The sequence below is a fragment of the Bacillus cereus group sp. Bc061 genome, from assembly GCF_027715825.1.
Lineage (GTDB): Bacteria > Bacillota > Bacilli > Bacillales > Bacillaceae_G > Bacillus_A > Bacillus_A paranthracis.
On the sequence record NZ_JAQFTZ010000001.1, the window covers coordinates 1,757,647 to 1,776,486 of the forward strand.

The following is an 18,840-nucleotide window of genomic DNA, read 5'->3' on the forward strand; positions in this document are numbered from 1 at the left end:
TTATTGTGTAACTATGTAATTATTATATCCAAAAAAGAAAAATCTTGTCAAATCTATGAAAATACAGCCAACAAGGAGGTTTCTATTCTATGATTCAAAAATTAATAACAACTTCTCACAAAACTGCAACTTCTATTTTAAGCATTCAAATACCCGCTTATGAAATTGAGGCGAAATATATAAATAGTACAGCTATCCCTCGACTTTATGATACTGTAGCCGATATTCAATCTTGTGATGAAATTTTTTACGGCTATTTTTTTGAAGATACACTTGCTGGTTTTATTTCTTTTAAAATAGATGAAGAAGAAGTGGATATTCATCGTTTAGTAGTATCCCCTGATCATTTTCATAAAGGGATTGCAACAAAACTACTACTTTATGTATTTGATATGTTCTCCCCTTCCAAAACATATATTGTACAAACAGGGAAAGAAAATACACCTGCTTTGTCTTTATATAAAAAACATGGCTTTATTGAAGTAAAGGAGATCATATTACCCGATGGAGTGGTTTTAACTTCACTCGAAAAATCAGAAAACAACAAATAGTTTGACTCATTAATTTATTTATGTTATCTTTTACTTTATAAAACCTTTTGCTGAGTCCAAAATTTGGAGCGGGGGAACCATTTTTGTAGCTTTGCTACTTGGGGCGAATCTTATTTAAGTAGGGAACTCTCACTTCCCGAGTCCGACAGCTAACCTCGTAAGCGTAATGGGAGAGGAAGGTGCTTTTTGCCTATGTTACACATTTTGCCTCCTTAATAATAAATATGGGATCGATACCAAATAAGTCACCTATATTTATAGAAAAGGAGAAATGCACTATGTTACGTTTATCTGATCACGCAATCAAAATGATGGAGCAAAGACTTCGACTCGAGCAACATCGCACATATCAAGCAAATAAAATTGTAGATAACTTACATCACAAATACTTCTTTCAACATATTTTTCAACCGAAAAGATAAAGAGATAGTTCATTTAACATCAAAAACACAAGGTGTGTCTAAAAGACATTCCTTGTGTTTTTTATTTTTCTTATAAAATTCTCACTACATTTAAACTTGCTGTAATTGCACCTGCTATGGTCGTTACATGCCCTACACCTAATGGACCATTTTGTAATACTAACGTTGAATTAGCACTCGTTACATTCACAAGAAGCGTATTTGAAATGGCTGGTTCAATTACTACAGTTGATGTCGTTACGTTTTGTATAAAACTCCCTGCTACTTGTGTTCCGTTTAATAGTAATCTCACAGACACCGTTTCATTCCCACCAGTTGCATCCCCTTGAAAATAATAACTTACTAAATATATTCCTGGCGTCGCTACTGTGACTGTCGTAGCACTAGTTAAAGATACACCAGTTCCATATACAGTGGATCCTGAATTAATTGGAATGTTGGCATTTGCTGCAATTGTACTTGTTGAGGTCGAAAAGAAATAGCCACCACCTGTTGATATAGCAGAAGATCCTGTTGCTCCAGTTAAGCCGGTTGGACCCGTTGCTCCGGTTGGGCCTGTTACTCCCGTTCCACCTGTTGCTCCGGTGATTCCTTGTATCCCTTGGATTCCTGTCGGTCCTGTTGCTCCTGTCACTCCAGTCGCTCCGGTTGCTCCGGTTGCTCCGGTCACACCCTGTGGACCTTGGATTCCTTGTGGACCGGTTGGACCCGTCGCTCCCGTCGGGCCGGTTGCACCAGTTGAACCTGTTATCCCTTGTGGTCCTTGGATTCCTTGTGGACCTTGTGAGCCCGTTGCTCCTGTCTCTCCAGTTGCTCCCGTCTGCCCTGTTACTCCTTGTGGTCCTTGAATTCCTTGTGGACCTTGAGGACCCGTTACTCCCGCCTGCCCTGTTGCTCCAGTTGCTCCGGTTGGTCCCGTCGAACCGGTTATCCCTTGAATTCCTTGCGGTCCAGTTGGGCCGATTGGACCTATAGGCCCTTGGATTCCTTGGATTCCTTGAATGCCCTGTGGACCGGTTGGGCCTTGTAGACCTTGTATGCCTTGAATTCCTTGTGGGCCGGTTGCCCCTGTTGGACCAGTTGGACCCTCTGGACCTTGCACTCCTTGGATTCCAGTCGAACCGGTTGGACCTATATTTCCTTGAGGTCCCTGTATGCCTTGAATTCCTTGTGGACCGGTTGGGCCTGTTATGCCGCTCAGCCCTTGTACTCCTTGGATTCCTTGGGGTCCAGTTGGTCCCTGTATGCCTTGAATCCCTTGTAACCCCTGTAAACCAGTTGGACCCGTTGCTCCCCTTACGCCTTGCTCACCTTGTATGCCTTGAATTCCTTGTGGTCCTGCCTGCCCGATTGGCCCCTGTGCCCCTTGCACACCTTGCGGGCCGGTTGGACCGGTTGCTCCTACTGGTCCCTGTATCCCTTGTAAACCTTGTAGACCGGTTGGACCTGTTACTCCCATTACACCTTGAGGTCCTTGAATACCTTGATCACCCGTTGGACCAGTTGCCCCCATTGGTCCCTGCACTCCTTGCAACCCAGTTAAACCTGTTGCTCCCGTTGGTCCCTGTACTCCTTGCACTCCTTGAATTCCAGTCGCTCCCGTTGCTCCGGTCGCCCCGGTTGCACCAGTTGCTCCCGTCGGGCCTGTTGGACCTCCTGGTGATCCTGCTGGACCTGTTGGACCGGTCGGACCTCCTGGCGGTCCGGTTGGGCCGGTTGCTCCCGTTGGACCTGTTGCAGATCCTGTTGGACCAGTTACTCCTGTTGGACCAGTCGGGCCTGTTGGACCTGGATCTCCTTGCAAGCCTGTTAGGCCAGTTGGTCCTATTACACCTTGCACTCCTTGAATTCCTTGAGATCCTGTTGGACCGGTTAGCCCCATCTCACCTTGTGGACCTTGTAAACCTTGGACGCCAGTTGCCCCTGTTGGTCCCATTGGCCCTTGTTCTCCTTGAATTCCTTGAGATCCCGTTGGACCAGTCGGGCCAATTGGCCCCTGAATACCTTGTATACCTGTTACACCTTGTAAACCACTATTCCCTAAATCCCCTTGAACACCTTGTATACCCGTATTTCCTGTTGGACCGGTTGGACCGATTTCTCCCTGCACTCCTTGTATACCTTGTATTCCTGTTGGGCCTGTTGGACCGATTTCTCCTTGCACTCCTTGTACGCCCTGTATTCCTGTTGGACCGGTTGGACCGATTGGGCCAGGAATTCCTTGTATTCCTTGAATACCTGTTGGACCCGTTGGACCTCTTTCTCCTTGTATTCCTTGAACACCTTGTATTCCCTGTGGGCCTCGTTCTCCCATAGGTCCTTGATTACCTTGAGAACCTTGTGGTCCAGTTAAACCAGTTGGGCCAGTTGGACCATTTTCTCCCTGCACCCCTTGCACTCCTTGTATTCCTGTCGGACCCGTTGGACCAATTGGCCCTTGTACGCCTTGTATTCCTTGTGGTCCTGTTGGTCCACCTAAAGAACCTGTCGGACCCGTTGGACCTGTTGGTCCCGTAATACCTGACGCCGGAAAAGGAATAGGTGCTTGAAACTTACTACACTTATCTTGATCCTTCACAAGCATCTCCCCCGTTATAACTAACGTATCAAACTATTTTTAATACATTTAAACTAGCTGTTATCACACCAGATAATGTCGTTACATGGCCGATAGCTAATGGACCATTTTGTAAAGACAAAGTTGCATTTGAAGCAGTAACTTCAATAACCATCGTATTCGAAACTGCTGGTTCTAATATAAAAGTACCTCCTGTAACATAAAAAATAAAACTCCCTGCGACTTGTGTTCCATTTAAAGTAAGCCTCACTGAAATTGTTTCATTTCCAGCAGTTGGATCGCCTTGAAAATAATAGCTTACTAAATAGATTCCCGGCGTACTTAACGTTACAGTTGTTGCATTTGTTAAACTGACACCAGAACCAAAAACTGTAGATCCGGAATTAATTGGTATTAACGCATTCGCTGCAATTGCACTCGTTGAAGTAGAAAAGAAATAACCACCCCCGCTTGGTAAACCAGTCGCTCCAGTCGCTCCCGCTATTCCCAAGAAACCTATTGAACCTGCACTACCAGTGGCTCCGGTAGGTCCCACAGCTCCAATAGGTCCTTGACTACCTTGCGCTCCGGCCGGTCCTACACTACCGCTAACCCCTGTCGCTCCCCTTGCTCCAGTTGGTCCTTGTGGGCCTTGTATTCCTTGAGAACCTTGTATCCCGGTTACTCCCGTTGCTCCCGTTGGTCCGATCATTCCTGTACTTCCTTGTATCCCCATAATCCCTTGAACGCCTTGTATTCCTTGTGCTCCTGTCGCCCCTACTTCTCCTGTCGCTCCTGTTTCTCCAGTTACACCCGTAGCCCCAATATTTCCTTGTGGTCCCTCGGGTCCCTCAATACCTTGTGCACCTTGCACCCCTTGAGGACCTGTTATCCCGTTTTCTCCTAGATTCCCTTGGGGACCTCTAATTCCTTGCGCACCTGTCGGACCTGTTATTCCTTGTATGCCTTGCATTCCTTGAGAGCCTTGCGCTCCTGTTGGGCCTACTATACCTTGTATTCCTTGAGGTCCTTGGGAACCAATAGCTCCAGTCGGCCCTATTATTCCTTGCACTCCTTGAGGACCTTGTGCGCCTTGAGGACCGGTCAATCCCATTATCCCTTGTATCCCTTGAACTCCTTGGATTCCTTGTACTCCAGCTGCCCCTGTTTCTCCTCGGATTCCTTGTGCACCTTGTATGCCTTGTGCTCCAGCTGGCCCAGTTGCGCCTTGTATGCCTTGTGCACCTTGAGCTCCTGCAGCTCCTGCCACTCCTGTTGGACCTTGTATACCTTGTAACCCTTGCATTCCTTGTGCTCCTGTTGGACCTGTTACTCCTTGTATACCTTGCACTCCTTTAGGACCTTCTGCACCCGTTGGACCGATTTCTCCCTGCGGCCCTTGTATGCCTTGTGGACCTTCTACACCAGTTGCTCCTGTTATTCCTTGTAACCCTTGGGGCCCCTGTGCTCCTTGAAATCCAATCGCTCCAACTACACCTCGAGCTCCTTGCGCTCCTCTTACACCTTGAGGACCAGTTGGACCAGTTATTCCTTGTAACCCTTGTGCTCCTATCGCACCAGTTCCCCCTGGTCCACCCCGCGCACCAGTTGCTCCCGTTGGACCTGTTGGCCCCCCAGGTGGACCGGGTGGACCAGCTGGACCAGTCACTCCACTTGACGGACCAACTGGACCGGTAACTCCTGTTGGCCCTCCAGGTGGACCTTCTGCACCTTGTGTACCGGTAGGTCCGGTTGCTCCTGTTATCCCTCGTACTCCTTTTGCTCCTTGAAAACCTGTGGATCCGTTTATTCCTTGTATTCCTTGAATACCTGATGGACCTTGAGGACCTATTACACCTGTTATTCCCTTTATTCCACTTATACCTTGAGGGCCTTGCGGACCAGTAGAACCGGTTGGGCCTACTACACCTTGTATCCCTTGATCACCTTGGTGTCCTTGCTCTCCAGTAATTCCTTGTATTCCTTGTGGACCTTCTTCTCCTTGTATACCTGTAGTTCCATCCTCCCCTTGTATTCCTTGTGCTCCTTGAGAACCTTGGGGACCTGTTACACCTGTAATACCAGCTTCACCTATCACACCTTGCATTCCTTGTGCTCCTGTTTGTCCTCGCTCACCTATCTCTCCTTGTATTCCTTGTGGACCTTGTATACCTTGACTACCAGTAGGGCCTGTAATTCCTTGTATTCCTTCTGGGCCTTGTACTCCAATATCACCAATTAGACCTTGGTTTCCGATTAATCCTTGAGCACCTTGGAGACCAGTTGGGCCAGTTATACCTTGCTCTCCTGTATCACCAATAGCTCCTTGTATTCCTTGTGCTCCTGTTGTCCCTCGGGGACCTTGTATTCCCCTGATACCTTGAGGACCTTGAGGTCCAGTTGCTCCCGTCGGTCCAGTCACCCCTGTAGGACCAACAGGACCTTCATGCCCTCCAGTTGGACCGATTGGACCACTATTACCTGTTGGACCAGTTGCTCCTATAAGCGGAAGAGGCAGTGCCACTCCAAATTTTTTGCACTTTCTATGATGACGCACAACAATCCCCCTTCCCCAAAATAATTACACCTTTTATATGAAATGCATTTTTATAAGAAAAGTACACCTTTGACCTCATTTTTTTAAAAATAAAGAAGCCTATCATTTCATTTATTTGAAATGATAGGCTTCTTTTTATAAAACACTTTACTTTCTCGCCTTAATAATAAAAGTAGTCGGCACCATTCTAGCTTTATATAAAGAATAATATTTCGTAGACGGCTCAGCTAGTTCTTCATCAAACAAGCTCGATGGTTCAGGCTCTTCTATTCTCTCAATTGTAAATCCTGCTCTATTTAACTCATTTATGTATGTACTCATTTTTCGTTTATATAATGTCGCTTGTACATCTTCCCCTTTAAATGTTTCAAACGTAATAGGAGTTTCTTCATGATAAGACGAGCTGAAAGCAATCTCCTCTGTTCCATACATTAAGTTTGAATATACGGGATGCTCCCAGCTAAAAATAAAGCTTCCTCCTGGCTTTACATACGAATAAATCAATTCCAACGTTTTTCTTAAATCTGAAGTCCAACCTAATGCATAAATGGAATATACAATATCAAAATACCCTTTCGGAATATCCACTTCCTCTTCCATTGCTCCACATATTAACTTCGGATTCCACGACTGTAACGTTTTATGTGCCGTTTCAATTTGTGTGCTCGAAAGATCAAGTCCCCACAATTCTTCTGCGCCATGTTCCGCCATATATTGCAACGAATGCCCACTTCCACATCCAATATCAAGAACCTTTTTATTTCTAATTGAACCGAACAAATGAATCTCCTCTTCAGATGCTGTATACGGACCATATTTCGGCAAACAATCTACTTGAAAGAAATAAGGTGCAACTGTATCCCAACACTTTTTATTTAATGCTATCATTTGTGTACCTTTCATATGCTACATTCCCCCATCCATTTTTCTTCCCCTAATAGTAATTACACATTATAACCCGTTCTTCCTTTTCTCTTCGCGCGGTAATTTTTCACTTTTGCAATTGTACCGCATGCTCTGCCTCCTTCTTCACCAGCATACATACCGCACCATCTTTTGCTTCCATTTCGCGAATGATCGTAAAATACCCAACGGCAATCTGGACATGCTTTTAACCTTCCCCACAAATTTTCTTGAATCGAGATAAACACAATGCTTAATATTTTTGTATACACATTCTCTTCGTATACTGGTTCATATGTAATACCTTTCATATCTTCCTTTATATGTACATGAAATGGGTATTTCTCTAACCATTTTTGCAATGATCCTTCACCTTCAATTGCCGCCCGAATATCTTCTCGAAAACTTTTTAATTCCTCTATCGTATGAAATAGAAGCTCTTCATGAAAAGATTCTTTCATAAATTTCTTTATATCCTCTTCTGTTTGCAGCAAATCAATTGGCTCTCTCGTATCGTTTGGTATTCTCCATGTATTTAAAAATTCTCGAATATACTCTAATTCGTTTGGTGCGTTTTGACTCAACTCTATTCACCTTCTTCTTAAAATTTACTTTTTTCTGACTTTATGTATAATTATAATATAAAATAGTTAACCACTAAAAAATTTTACTGGTTACAATATTAGGAGGAGTTCTGTGAAAAGTTTCTCAACACCGATACGTTTCATGCTTATTTCTTCATTTTTTATGTCTTTTGGTTATTTTGCAGTATACGCATTTTTAGCTATTTATCTATTAACCTTTCTCCATTTTTCAGCTTTTCAAGTAGGAACAGTGTTGACGGTTATAATAATTACATCACGAGTTATCCCTTTATTCTCAGGATTAATTGCTGACAAAATAGGCTATATCATTATGATGATAGCCGGATTATTTTTGAGAGGAATCGGATTTATCGCTTTAGGAATATGCTCTGATTTCTATACAATTTCTATTTCTTCTGCACTTATTGGCTTCGGAACTGCATTTTACGAACCTGCCGCTCGCGCTATATTTGGCTCACAGCCAGCTCATTTGAGAAAAAATTTATTTACATATTTAAACCTTAGCTTTAATTGCGGTGCAATAATCGGACCAATTGCAGGAGGGTTTTTACTCTTACTCGATCCAATCTATGCTTTCTCTCTAACAGGATCTCTTATGCTGATATTTGCTTTAATCTTTTACTTACTTAAAAATCACTTCCAAGTCACTACTGAAAACACGTCTATTACATTAGGAATACAGGCCATCTTACAAAACAAGTCTTTTCTTCTGTTTTCCTTTATCATGATCTTCTTCTATATTATGTTTACTCAGCTTACTGTCGCACTTCCACTTCATATGAAAAACATTAGTAATAGCAATCAACTTGCTACACTCGTTATTACGATAAATGCAATAACAGGCGTCATATTTATGGTATTATTCCGAAAATTATTCCACAAATACAACACACTTTCGATTATTAAATACGGTGTTTTATTAATGAGTATTTCCTTTTTACTCATTCCTTTATTTCAACACCCATATTGGCTCTTTATTTGTGTAATTTTATTTACAATCGGTGAAACACTCGTATTACCTAACGCTGATATCGCTATTGCAAATTACAGTAATGAATCATATACAGCCACTTTCTTTGGATTTTATCAACTATCACTCGCATTTGGTTTTATCATCGGTAATTATACTGGTACATCTTTTACATCCAACTTAAGCGGAGTGTATACACCATGGCTTATTTTTGGCGGAATAGGACTTATTGGTTTTATTTCATTACATATTTTAAATACGAAAAAGGATTTCCTAAAGAAGATATATGACTACTGTAAAAATACTAATTTACAGCAATAAGTAAACTTTCAATCTCCTTTAAATTGGATATACAGCCTGCATCATTTTACATATTATGGTATAATCAAAAAGAATGCTCACTAAACGTTTACATAAAACACTAGCAATCTAACAATGCCAAAATCAGAAATCACATAGAATCGGAGGAATGTTATGAAAAGGAAATTACTTGTTCTTCTATTCACCGGAATCATACTATCAGGATGTTCAACTATAGCAGAAAATTCTTTAGAAACCGGAAACGCCAGTATGGAACTATTAACACCAACGATTACAACAAAAGATAATGAATTAGAAATTAAGACTGAAGGTATTGATGAAAATAAAGTGACTTTTATTTATGTTGCTAATAAAAAAGTGTTGGAACAAAAGCTAAAGAATGGTGAATCTTACAAGCTTAACATTAAAGATATCGAACACGCTCATCGGACAGACTACAAACCAAAAGTTCAACTTTTGCAAACGAAAGATAATAATGATGATGGAGAAATAGTCACCTTCAAACAAGTTAGATATACAGTTAAAAACTAATTTTAAAGTTGTTTCATTATAAATGTAATGAACGAAAATATACTTTTAACAGTAGATACATGTAAGGGGTGCTAACATGAAAAAACGATGGATTTCTTGGTGGATTGGTAACCTATTTTGGATTATCGTTTTTGGAATATGGGCAGCTATTATTTGGCTACGAGATGTTGATGGTGCTGGTGTCATTCAAACACCCGAAATTAAATCCATATCACTTATCGTTATATTAATCGCGTTTATCATACCTGTATTTTTTCAAGTTATATGGCTAATCATTAATTTGAGGATGAGTAAAAAAAATAATTATACGATTTAGTTTTTCAATTAACAATAAAAAAGAGAGGAATCTATTTTAATGTAGATTCCTCTCTTTTACATATGGGAACTTTTAAAACGGCACTACTCCCTTTTCTTTACGATGCATGATGATCTTTCTTCTTCATTAACGCTCTTTTCTTCATCGCCTTCGTTAAATATCCGCCTTTAAATGAACGAATTTCATAAGAAGACATAAACGCTTTCGGTGCAATTTCATTAATGATTTCTAATAGTTCTTTTTCTCTAGAACGTTTTGCAACGATATCTAAGCGATAACGTATCGAATTAATACCTTCGCCTTCAAATACAGTAACGCCAAATCCAGAGTGACGTAATTCATCTACTAATTCATTACAACGGTCTAGTAAACTAACTTGATACGTAATATAACCAATTGCTAATTTATTCTCTATATAACCGCCTAATAACAGTCCCGCACTAAAGCCAATGACATAGGCAACGATGTTCATCCAATTTGATAAATCTTGAAACACAATACCTAAACTGACAATGTAAATAGCTCCTTCTAACAATCCAACAGCAGCAGCGGATCTTGTTTGATTCTTTACAAGCAAAATCGTACGGATTGTTAAAATGGGAACGTAAATAATTTGAAGCACAAAAATAAGTAGCGCTTGTAACATTGGTATCCACCTCTTTCAAAAAGTCTTTTGTCATGATAACATACATAACCTTTAGAAATCGATGGGTTTTTAAATTTTTTTTTATTATTTTTCATACTATTGAAAAACGCAAAAAAGAAGCGTATTATATTTGTCGTTAATTTAATTACTTGTATCATATCGCTAAACTAAAAAAGGAACCCCATTAGGTCCCTCTCATCATAGCTCTATGTTTTTCGAAGCATGTTCCCTTTTCTTCTCTTCTTCTTTCACTACCTGCATATTTGCATAAGCTAAATTCGCAATCATTAAAAAGTGACCACCTAAAATGCCTGTACCAAATGCCCACATTTCCATTTCATGCTCAATTTCATACATGATAATAGCTCCTAAAATGGCCGCTGCAAATCGGTTTAGAACTCCTAATCCCGGAGCCTTTTCCTTCATTACAATACTTTTCCCAAGTTTCTCCACTCTGCGAGCTAATAACCAAAGGCAATATGCACTTACAGCTAATCCGATCCCAAACCCTGTTACTTGTTTTCCAAACGGAGTAATCGTCCACATAAGTAGTAAACCACTAAAGATCACATACAATTGTAATCGATATACACGTAAGGCTACTTGAATCAAAATATCCGCTCCTAATTTCTCATTTTTTATACTTTAGAAGAAAAGCAGCAACTTACACAGTTGCTGCTTTCTCTTCTTCTTGTTCTTGTTCCATCTTACGAATTTCAACACGTTTAATTTGGTAAGCGTCTTTTTCTAACACTTTAAATTCATAACCTTCCGCCTCAACGTGTTGTCCTTCTTCGATTTCATGATTTTGCATCATAATCCATCCACCGATTGTATCCACATCATCTTCTTCAATGTGTAATCCAAATAAATCTTTCACTTCTGAGATAAGCACTTTTCCATCAACAATGATATGTTGCTCGTTCACATGTTGAATTGGTGGTGCTTCATCTTCATCATATTCGTCACGAATTTCGCCGACGATTTCCTCCAAGATGTCCTCAAGCGTTACAATTCCAGCTGTGCCTCCGTACTCATCATATAAAACAGCCATCGGAATTCGCTTCTTCTGCATTTGAAGTAATAAATCGTGAATTGGAGTCGTTTCCATCACTTCAATAATCGGACGCATATACGAGCGAATGGATGATAAATCTTTTTGATCCTCGGTCATATATCGAATAAAGAAATCTTTTACGTTGACCATACCGATAATATCATCTTTATCTTCTCCAAAAATCGGATAACGTGTGTATCGCTCATTTTGGATTACTTTCATGTGTTCTTCTACTGAATCTTCCAGGTAGAAACCAACGATTTCTGTTCGCGGTACCATAATTTCTTTTGCAATACGATTATCAAATTCAAAAATGTTATTTACATACTTGTATTCAGCTTGATTAATTTCGCCACTTTCATAGCTATCTGAAAGGATAAGGCGTAATTCTTCCTCTGTATGAGCTACTTCATGTTCTGAAGCTGGTTTTAAACCGAATAAGCCAGTTACAACACGCGCTGAACCGTTCAATACCCAAATAAATGGATACATTACTTTGTAGAACATCATTAATGGACCTGCCAATAATAACGTTACCTTTTCAGCCTTTTGAATTGCCATCGTTTTCGGAGCTAATTCTCCTACTACAACGTGTAAATACGTCATAATCATAAAAGCAAGACCAAATGTTAATACTGATGAAATAGAAGGGTTTAAGTTCCATTTCTCAAATAACGGGTGTAATAACTTTTCAATTGTCGGTTCACCTAACCAACCTAATCCCATAGCTGTAACTGTAATACCTAATTGACAAGCAGATAAATATTCATCTAAATTTGTTGTTACTTTTTTCGCTGCTAAAGCACCGCGTTTTCCTTCTGCAACAAGCTGATCAATACGACTTGAACGTACTTTTACAATCGCAAACTCAGCTGCTACGAAAAATCCAGTAAATGCGATTAAAATCGCAACCATGACTAAATTAAATATTTCCAATGAATCCCCTTAGTTAAAAAACTAAGGTGTCCACCTCCTGTATACTATAATGTTTTCTTATTTCTTTCTTAGAAAACATAGCCCGATACAAAAATTAAAGAGGTCGGATTTCACTTGTTCTATAATAATAGAGCAAGTGTCTGTATTAAAGCTGTCGTTTGACCAGATAAAGATTTCGATATTTTTTCACGTTGTGAATCAGTCAATCCATCTAAAAGCGGCTTTAATTCCGTTAGCTCTACTTCTAATCGATGAATATGGTCTGTCACTTCATTCACTTGTTTCGAAACGTGTTCATTGATACCGAGCAGCTTCTTCTTCTCCTCGATTTTCTCTTTAATCTCACAAAGCGGCATATGCATTTCTTTGCACTTCTCAATAAATTGTAATGTCTCAAATGCTGTTTCGTCGTAATAGCGATAATTAGATTGAGATCGCTCCGCTTTTAAGATACCTAGATTCGTATAATAATCAATCGTTCGTTTCGACACGTGAGCCATGAGAGCCAACTGTCCGATTCGATACACCTTCCCAACGATCTTCCCCCCTTGTTTATATTACTAACATCATACAATACATAAACTGTACAGTCAAACGTGACGGTTTATTATTCATAATTTATACACAATTCCACTTACCATTTTATCATTTTGTAAATTAACAATACATTACTTAATTCTTATAATCGAATTATTTTTCCCATACTACATTACTATGAAAATATCATCATAGAATCGCATATTCCTTTCAACCTTTTTTAATACAAAACATATGATAATAATATTTAATTAAAATTATTATTCATGCTATTGGAGGAGATTGAAATTACTAAAACTATTATCTCTCACTTTTATAACGAGGAGTATTTATTACCATGGTGGCTTATGCATCATACAAAAATATTTGATCACGGTATATTAATTAATAGAGGTTCTACAGATCGTTCCGTTGAAATTTGTAAATTATTTGCTCCCCACTGGGAAGTACGAGATTCAAGATTCCTTGAATTCGATCCCACTAATACTGATATTGAGGTAATGGAAATTGAAAGAGAAGTTTCAGGTTGGAAGATGGTATTAAATACTACAGAATTTCTTTGCTGTAACAATGTAGAAGAATTTTTCTCATCACTTCATACGTTAGGTCAAAATATGTATGCGATTAGAATGATTGTCATGATTGATAAGCATGATTACAATTATTCAAAACTAAGATATTCCATTCCTTTAGTAGAACAACGATATCATGGGCTTTTTCCTTATAACCCAGAAATCGGCTGTGCCTGGAGATTTATACACAACCATCTTGATGGCGCATATTTACCTGGTAGACATTTTACCCGGCATCAACATGTCGTTTATAACTCCCCTTCATTCATTGTTAAATTTTACTTTAGTCCTTGGAACGAACATACAAAGGCAAGAAAATTACAAATTACACCCACCCTTTCAAAAAAAGGCGTTCGAATGGGACTTCAAACACATTATGGTCAGTCCTCTGATCAACTCGAAACTCGATTTTTAGAGCTTAGTAGCATAACCCAAGATCTTCGTAACCACCCTGAATATCAACAATTATTCCCTAAATTTAAACCTTAATATTTCTCACACCATCATTTTCCACACATTTTTACGCACTTAGTCAAAAACAAAACCATTTGCATACAATATGAATACTGTATATATTATAAATTTTTATTTTAGGAGGAAAAAATGAAAGCTGTTATTCTTGCTGGTGGATACGGGACAAGGATTGGGGAAGAAACACATTTAAAACCGAAACCTATGATTGAAATTGGAACAAAACCTATTCTATGGCACATTATGAGTTTGTATAGCCATTACGGCATTACAGAGTTTATTATTTGCTTAGGGTATAAAGGATATGCAATTAAAGAGTTCTTTCTAAATTACAACTTACACATGTCAGATTTCACGATACATTTAAGCGATAATACAATTACTAGCCATTCTCAACGTGTAGAACCGTGGAAAGTTACACTAATCGATACTGGTGTAAATACCGAAACGGGAGGACGAGTGAAAAAGATTCAAAATTTTGTTGGCGACGAACCTTTCTGCCTCACTTATGGCGATGGATTAAGCAACGTAAATATAAAAGAACTTATTGCATTTCATAAAAAACATGGAAAAATGGCAACTGTTACCGCCGTACAACCTCCTGGTAGATTCGGTTCTCTCATATTAAATAAACAGTCTGTAACATCTTTTCAAGAGAAGCCACTCGGGGATGGCGGATGGGTTAACGGTGGATTTTTCGTTTTAAACCCTGAAGTTTTCAATTACATTAGTGGAGATAAGTCTGTTTTTGAAACAGACACTTTAGTTCAGTTAGTAAACAAAAACGAACTATCAGCATATCAACATACTGGTTTTTGGCATCCGATGGATACATTGCGCGATAAAAATAAATTAGTCGAGCTATGGGAAAGTAATAACGCTCCGTGGAAGGTTTGGTAATATGGCTTCTTCATCTTTTTGGAATAAGAAAAAAGTATTTATTACGGGACATACTGGATTTAAAGGCTCTTGGCTCACCCTTTTCTTAACTTCTTTAGGTGCAGAAGTAGTTGGCTTTTCTTCTCATCCCCCATCGATTCCTAATCTTTTTGAACAATGTAACGTAGCAAAAGAGTGCATAACAATTAAAGGCGACATTACAGATTACGATTCTTTATTACACGCCCTAAAACATCATAACCCTGACATACTATTTCATTTAGCTGCCCAGCCAATCGTCACCACTTCATACAAAGATCCTATCGAAACATTTAAAACGAATGTTTTAGGCACTGTTCACGTATTGGAAGCTGCAAAACATACAGAAAGTATACGTGGCATCATTAATGTTACAAGTGATAAATGTTATGAAAATGACGGGAGCGGTAACCGGGCATTCGTGGAAATTGACCGGCTAGGAGGTATCGACCCTTATAGTGCTAGTAAAGCTTGCGCTGAAATAGTGGCAACATCCTATCAAAAATCATTCTTCCACACTAATACTCAGAAACTCGCCTCAGTAAGAGCAGGTAACGTCATCGGTGGTGGGGATTGGGCAGAAGACCGATTATTCCCAGATGTCATTCGTGCATATTTACAAGATGGTACATTAACGATTAGAAACAAAAAGGCTATTCGCCCGTGGCAACACGTATTAGATCCTTTACACGGCTATATCCTTTTAGCTGAAAAACTTTGGACAGACGCTGCATATGCAGAAGCATGGAATTTCGGCCCGTTGAACGAACCTAACAGAACCGTTCATGATGTCATTCAATCTGTAATAAAATTATGGAATAAACAACTAACAATCACTTCCCCCTCTACAAACACTCCTTATGAATCGCCTGTTTTAACACTCGATAGTACAAAAGCAGTAACTAAACTCGGCTGGACTCCTAAGTTATCAACAGATAAGGCTATCACTTGGACTGTTGATTGGTACAAAAAATATGCATCTGGTGAAAATATCGAATCTTTCACGCGGCAACAAATCGATGCATTCAAAAATTTATAAGGGGGCTATAAAATGGAACAGAAAAAATGCCGTTTTTGCCACTCATTACTCAGCAACACTTTTTTAGATTTAGGTGTTTCTCCTCTCGCTAACTCATTTGTTTCTCCAGAAAACTCATATAAAATGGAACCATTTTATCCATTGCACACATTTGTTTGTCACTCTTGTTTACTCGTACAATTAGATGAATTTGAATCTCCGCACAATATTTTTCATGACTATTTATACTTTAGCTCTTACTCATCAAGCTGGCTACTGCATGCTAAACAATATGTAGAAATGGCGATTAAGCGCTTCCGCTTAAAGAAACATTCAAAGGTGGTTGAAATCGCGAGTAACGATGGGTACTTATTACAATACTTTCAAAAAGAACATATTGAAACGTTAGGAATTGAACCAGCAAAAAATGTAGCAGAAATCGCTATCCAAAAAGGAATTCCTACTGAAGTGAATTTTTTCAGCAACGACTTAGCAAAAAAATTACCGCAAGCAGATTTAATCATTGCTAATAACGTATTAGCACACGTTCCGAACTTACATGATTTTGTGGCAGGTTTAAAAACGTTATTAAAACAAGACGGAACAATAACAATTGAATTCCCGCACTTATTAAATCTCATATCCTTTAAACAGTTTGATACGATATACCATGAGCACTTCTCCTATTTCTCACTTATAAGCCTGCAAAAAGTTTTATCTCACCATCATTTACAAATTGTCGATGTAGAAGAACTTGCAACGCACGGTGGTTCCTTACGTATTTTTGTAAAACATCATAGTGACGAATCAACTATCCATTCTAGTGTTACAAAATTAATTCAAAAAGAAGTGGATCACGGGCTAAATACATTAGACTGTTATCTCCTTTTTTCTAAACGCATCGAACAATTGAAAATAAATATTTTACAGTTTTTTATCGAAGCGAAAGCTTTAAACAAACAAATTATCGGTTACGGTGCGCCAGCTAAAGGAAACACCCTTTTAAATTATTGCGGGATAGGAAAAGAATTTCTAGCTTATACAGTAGATAAAAACCCTCATAAACAAAATCTCCTTCTACCAGGAACCCGCATTCCAATAAAATCTCCAGAAGAAATAAAACGTACAAAACCTGATTACATTCTTATACTTCCTTGGAATTTAAAAGACGAGATTATGAAAGAATGCTCTTTCATTCGTGAGTGGGGCGGCAAATTTTTAGTAACAATACCAGAAGTTGAGGTAATTGAGCCATGAAAAAAATCCTTGTAACAGGCGGTAGCGGATGGATTGGTAAATATGTTGTACATTCTCTTATTCAAAAGGGCTATGAAGTGCACGCCACTTACAATACAAATAAGCCTTCCCATCTTTCTTGCCATTGGCATAAAGTCAACTTACTTTGCGATGAAGAAGTAAAAAAACTCATTTACGACATGAAGCCTAGTCATCTCATTCATTTAGCTTGGGAAGCAGTGCCGCCAGCGTGTTATGTATCTATCAATAATTACTATTGGCTTACGTCTAGTATCTCATTGATTCAACACTTCACAACATGCGGCGGAAAGCGAGTCGTCGTTGCCGGTACTGGCGCAGAGTATGAATGGTTTAACGGTGTATTGTTTGAAGATTCACCGCTTCTTTCTTATAAAACCCCGTATTCATTATGTAAAAATGCACTACACTCCTGGCTCCAAACGTACGCTGAGCAATCAGGCCTCAGCATGTGTTGGGGCCGCATTTTTCATATGTATGGCCCTCACGAACAAGGGAATCGACTCGTTTCTAACATCATCACTTCTTTATTAAAAAATGAGGAAGCACTATGTACACATGGAAAACAATCAAGAGATTTCCTCCATGTGAGCGACGTCGCTGATGCTCTCATAACAGTATTAGAACATGGCGTTACAGACACAATCAATATCGCTTCTGGTCAATCTGTACAAATTAAAGAGTTAGCTTCTATCATCGCTAAAAAGATAGGAAAAGAACATCTAATTAAACTGGGTGCAATACCTTTCTCTAAAGATGAACCTTTATTTGTCGGCGTTCATGTAGAGCGTTTAAAAACTGAAGTAAACTGGAAACCGACATACGATCTAAATACAGGAATCGAAGAAACAATTTCATGGTGGGAATCATTTATACAAAAACATAACGGTACGCATCACTAAAACGTAAATCCTTCGTTCCTCTCGCTAATTCCTTATACCATTCTTCTAATCTTTCCGGCGTAATAATATGATGCGTCCCCATTCCCCCATGCTTACTAGCTTCAGAAAGAGTCGGACCAATTTGTAACTTTCTCTTTCTCATCGCATCGTTCCACGGACTAAATCCAAACCATAATATACAAGCAAGAGGCGGATAAATCATAGATTCATGCGCGGATAAATGTCTTCCAACTGTATAACTTCCGTGTTCATGATTATGAATAAATCTACCTCTTCTCCACAACGGCCAATCTTCTGGTAAATAACCATGAAATCGCTGTTTCATTAAAGGGAGTCCAAAGTTAAGGTCCGGATAACTGTAGTTAGGATCATCAACCATAATAAGCCCTTCTAGCCAATACATCCTCCCTCCCAATTCATTTAGTGATTTCCAAAACTGATTTTTATCTTGCACACAAAGAAACTCAGTCGTATTTAAAATCATTTTCCATCCTTGTATTTCTTGTTCTACCCTCATCACTTCATGATCCGTCGCATATGCATCAAACTCTGGATTTACAGAATTTCGCACTTCCCAATGCGGTGCGAATTTCTTACAAATCTCCACCGAACGATCTGTTGAGCCTTTATTAATTAAAATACCATGATCAAACAGTTTCGTATGATGAGCAAGCCACCACGGTAATAAATACTCTTCATTATAAAAATGAGAAATAACGGTTGTAGTTATAATAATCTCCTCTTTCTCTATTAATCTATTTTTCATCCTACAACC

The 18,840-nt window shown here is 39.1% G+C and carries 19 protein-coding genes and 1 riboswitch; of the genes, 10 read left to right on the top strand and 9 right to left on the bottom strand.

The features are described from left to right. Positions 1–89 precede the first annotated feature (89 nt). Positions 90–551, top strand: a complete 462-nt coding sequence (locus tag PDQ40_RS09140) for a GNAT family N-acetyltransferase (protein ID WP_000615109.1) — start codon at positions 90–92, stop codon at positions 549–551. A gap of 38 nt (positions 552–589) precedes the next feature. After that, positions 590–731: riboswitch (cyclic di-AMP (ydaO/yuaA leader) on the top strand. A 98-nt stretch (positions 732–829) separates the two neighbouring features. Next, positions 830–973 carry a hypothetical protein gene (locus tag PDQ40_RS09145; protein ID WP_000945244.1) on the top strand — a complete coding sequence of 48 codons (144 nt, stop codon included), beginning with the start codon at positions 830–832 and terminating at the stop codon, positions 971–973. Between the two features lie 70 nt (positions 974–1,043). On the opposite strand, the gene PDQ40_RS09150 is transcribed toward PDQ40_RS09145, so the two are convergent. The 4 genes from PDQ40_RS09150 to PDQ40_RS09165 all read right to left on the bottom strand — a co-directional run bounded on the left by PDQ40_RS09150 (position 1,044) and on the right by PDQ40_RS09165 (position 7,574). Continuing rightward, positions 1,044–3,557 (bottom strand): BC_3345 family exosporium-associated protein, encoded by a 2,514-nt coding sequence (locus tag PDQ40_RS09150; protein WP_270691391.1) that lies wholly within the window; start codon positions 3,555–3,557, stop codon positions 1,044–1,046. A gap of 22 nt (positions 3,558–3,579) precedes the next feature. Further along, positions 3,580–6,087: a collagen-like protein gene (locus PDQ40_RS09155; protein WP_001215799.1), complete on the bottom strand. Its 2,508-nt coding sequence runs from the start codon at positions 6,085–6,087 to the stop codon at positions 3,580–3,582. A gap of 147 nt (positions 6,088–6,234) precedes the next feature. Beyond that, positions 6,235–6,990 carry a class I SAM-dependent methyltransferase gene (locus tag PDQ40_RS09160; protein ID WP_270691392.1) on the bottom strand — a complete coding sequence of 252 codons (756 nt, stop codon included), beginning with the start codon at positions 6,988–6,990 and terminating at the stop codon, positions 6,235–6,237. 41 nt (positions 6,991–7,031) lie between these two features. Next, positions 7,032–7,574, bottom strand: a complete 543-nt coding sequence (locus PDQ40_RS09165) for a CGNR zinc finger domain-containing protein (protein WP_000081062.1) — start codon at positions 7,572–7,574, stop codon at positions 7,032–7,034. Positions 7,575–7,686: 112 nt separating this feature from the next. Here PDQ40_RS09165 and PDQ40_RS09170 point away from each other — a divergent pair, with 112 nt between their 5' ends. The 3 genes from PDQ40_RS09170 (at position 7,687) to PDQ40_RS09180 (ending at position 9,733) form a co-directional block, all read left to right on the top strand. Next, entirely contained in the window at positions 7,687–8,886 is a 1,200-nt protein-coding gene (locus PDQ40_RS09170) for an MDR family MFS transporter (protein WP_270691393.1), read from the top strand. 153 nt (positions 8,887–9,039) lie between these two features. After that, complete coding sequence (locus PDQ40_RS09175) at positions 9,040–9,417, top strand: hypothetical protein (RefSeq protein ID WP_000823782.1); 378 nt, start codon at positions 9,040–9,042, stop codon at positions 9,415–9,417. 76 nt (positions 9,418–9,493) lie between these two features. After that, a complete protein-coding gene (locus tag PDQ40_RS09180) occupies positions 9,494–9,733 on the top strand; it encodes a DUF3923 family protein (protein WP_000747691.1) in 240 nt (79 codons plus the stop codon). A 97-nt stretch (positions 9,734–9,830) separates the two neighbouring features. Here the strand turns inward: PDQ40_RS09180 and PDQ40_RS09185 are convergent, their stop codons facing one another. From PDQ40_RS09185 to PDQ40_RS09200, 4 genes are all read right to left on the bottom strand, one after another. Beyond that, positions 9,831–10,379 carry a DUF2179 domain-containing protein gene (locus PDQ40_RS09185; RefSeq protein WP_000938434.1) on the bottom strand — a complete coding sequence of 183 codons (549 nt, stop codon included), beginning with the start codon at positions 10,377–10,379 and terminating at the stop codon, positions 9,831–9,833. Between the two features lie 198 nt (positions 10,380–10,577). Next, the gene (locus PDQ40_RS09190; RefSeq protein ID WP_000616837.1) at positions 10,578–10,991 is read right to left on the bottom strand and encodes an ATP synthase subunit I; all 414 of its coding nucleotides are present in this window, start codon (positions 10,989–10,991) and stop codon (positions 10,578–10,580) included. 52 nt (positions 10,992–11,043) lie between these two features. Continuing rightward, positions 11,044–12,372: a hemolysin family protein gene (locus PDQ40_RS09195; RefSeq protein ID WP_000402268.1), complete on the bottom strand. Its 1,329-nt coding sequence runs from the start codon at positions 12,370–12,372 to the stop codon at positions 11,044–11,046. Between the two features lie 119 nt (positions 12,373–12,491). Continuing rightward, positions 12,492–12,899, bottom strand: coding sequence for a MerR family transcriptional regulator (locus tag PDQ40_RS09200; protein ID WP_000285640.1), 408 nt, complete (start codon positions 12,897–12,899; stop codon positions 12,492–12,494). A gap of 276 nt (positions 12,900–13,175) precedes the next feature. Here PDQ40_RS09200 and PDQ40_RS09205 point away from each other — a divergent pair, with 276 nt between their 5' ends. From PDQ40_RS09205 to PDQ40_RS09225, 5 genes are all read left to right on the top strand, one after another. Further along, the gene (locus tag PDQ40_RS09205) at positions 13,176–13,970 is read left to right on the top strand and encodes a glycosyltransferase family 2 protein (RefSeq protein ID WP_048557677.1); all 795 of its coding nucleotides are present in this window, start codon (positions 13,176–13,178) and stop codon (positions 13,968–13,970) included. 114 nt (positions 13,971–14,084) lie between these two features. Next, positions 14,085–14,852, top strand: a complete 768-nt coding sequence (gene rfbF / locus PDQ40_RS09210; RefSeq protein ID WP_000648797.1) for a glucose-1-phosphate cytidylyltransferase — start codon at positions 14,085–14,087, stop codon at positions 14,850–14,852. Position 14,853: 1 nt separating this feature from the next. Next, positions 14,854–15,909 carry a CDP-glucose 4,6-dehydratase gene (gene rfbG / locus PDQ40_RS09215; RefSeq protein WP_048557676.1) on the top strand — a complete coding sequence of 352 codons (1,056 nt, stop codon included), beginning with the start codon at positions 14,854–14,856 and terminating at the stop codon, positions 15,907–15,909. 12 nt (positions 15,910–15,921) lie between these two features. After that, entirely contained in the window at positions 15,922–17,145 is a 1,224-nt protein-coding gene (locus PDQ40_RS09220) for a class I SAM-dependent methyltransferase (RefSeq protein ID WP_000435753.1), read from the top strand. Continuing rightward, complete coding sequence (locus PDQ40_RS09225) at positions 17,142–18,065, top strand: NAD-dependent epimerase/dehydratase family protein (RefSeq protein WP_000723103.1); 924 nt, start codon at positions 17,142–17,144, stop codon at positions 18,063–18,065. Before PDQ40_RS09220 ends, PDQ40_RS09225 begins: the two co-directional genes overlap by 4 nt. Here PDQ40_RS09225 and PDQ40_RS09230 read toward each other — a convergent pair. Further along, the gene (locus PDQ40_RS09230) at positions 18,034–18,831 is read right to left on the bottom strand and encodes a glycosyltransferase family 2 protein (protein ID WP_000797329.1); all 798 of its coding nucleotides are present in this window, start codon (positions 18,829–18,831) and stop codon (positions 18,034–18,036) included. The two genes, PDQ40_RS09225 and PDQ40_RS09230, sit on opposite strands and share 32 nt — an antisense overlap. Positions 18,832–18,840 lie beyond the last annotated feature (9 nt).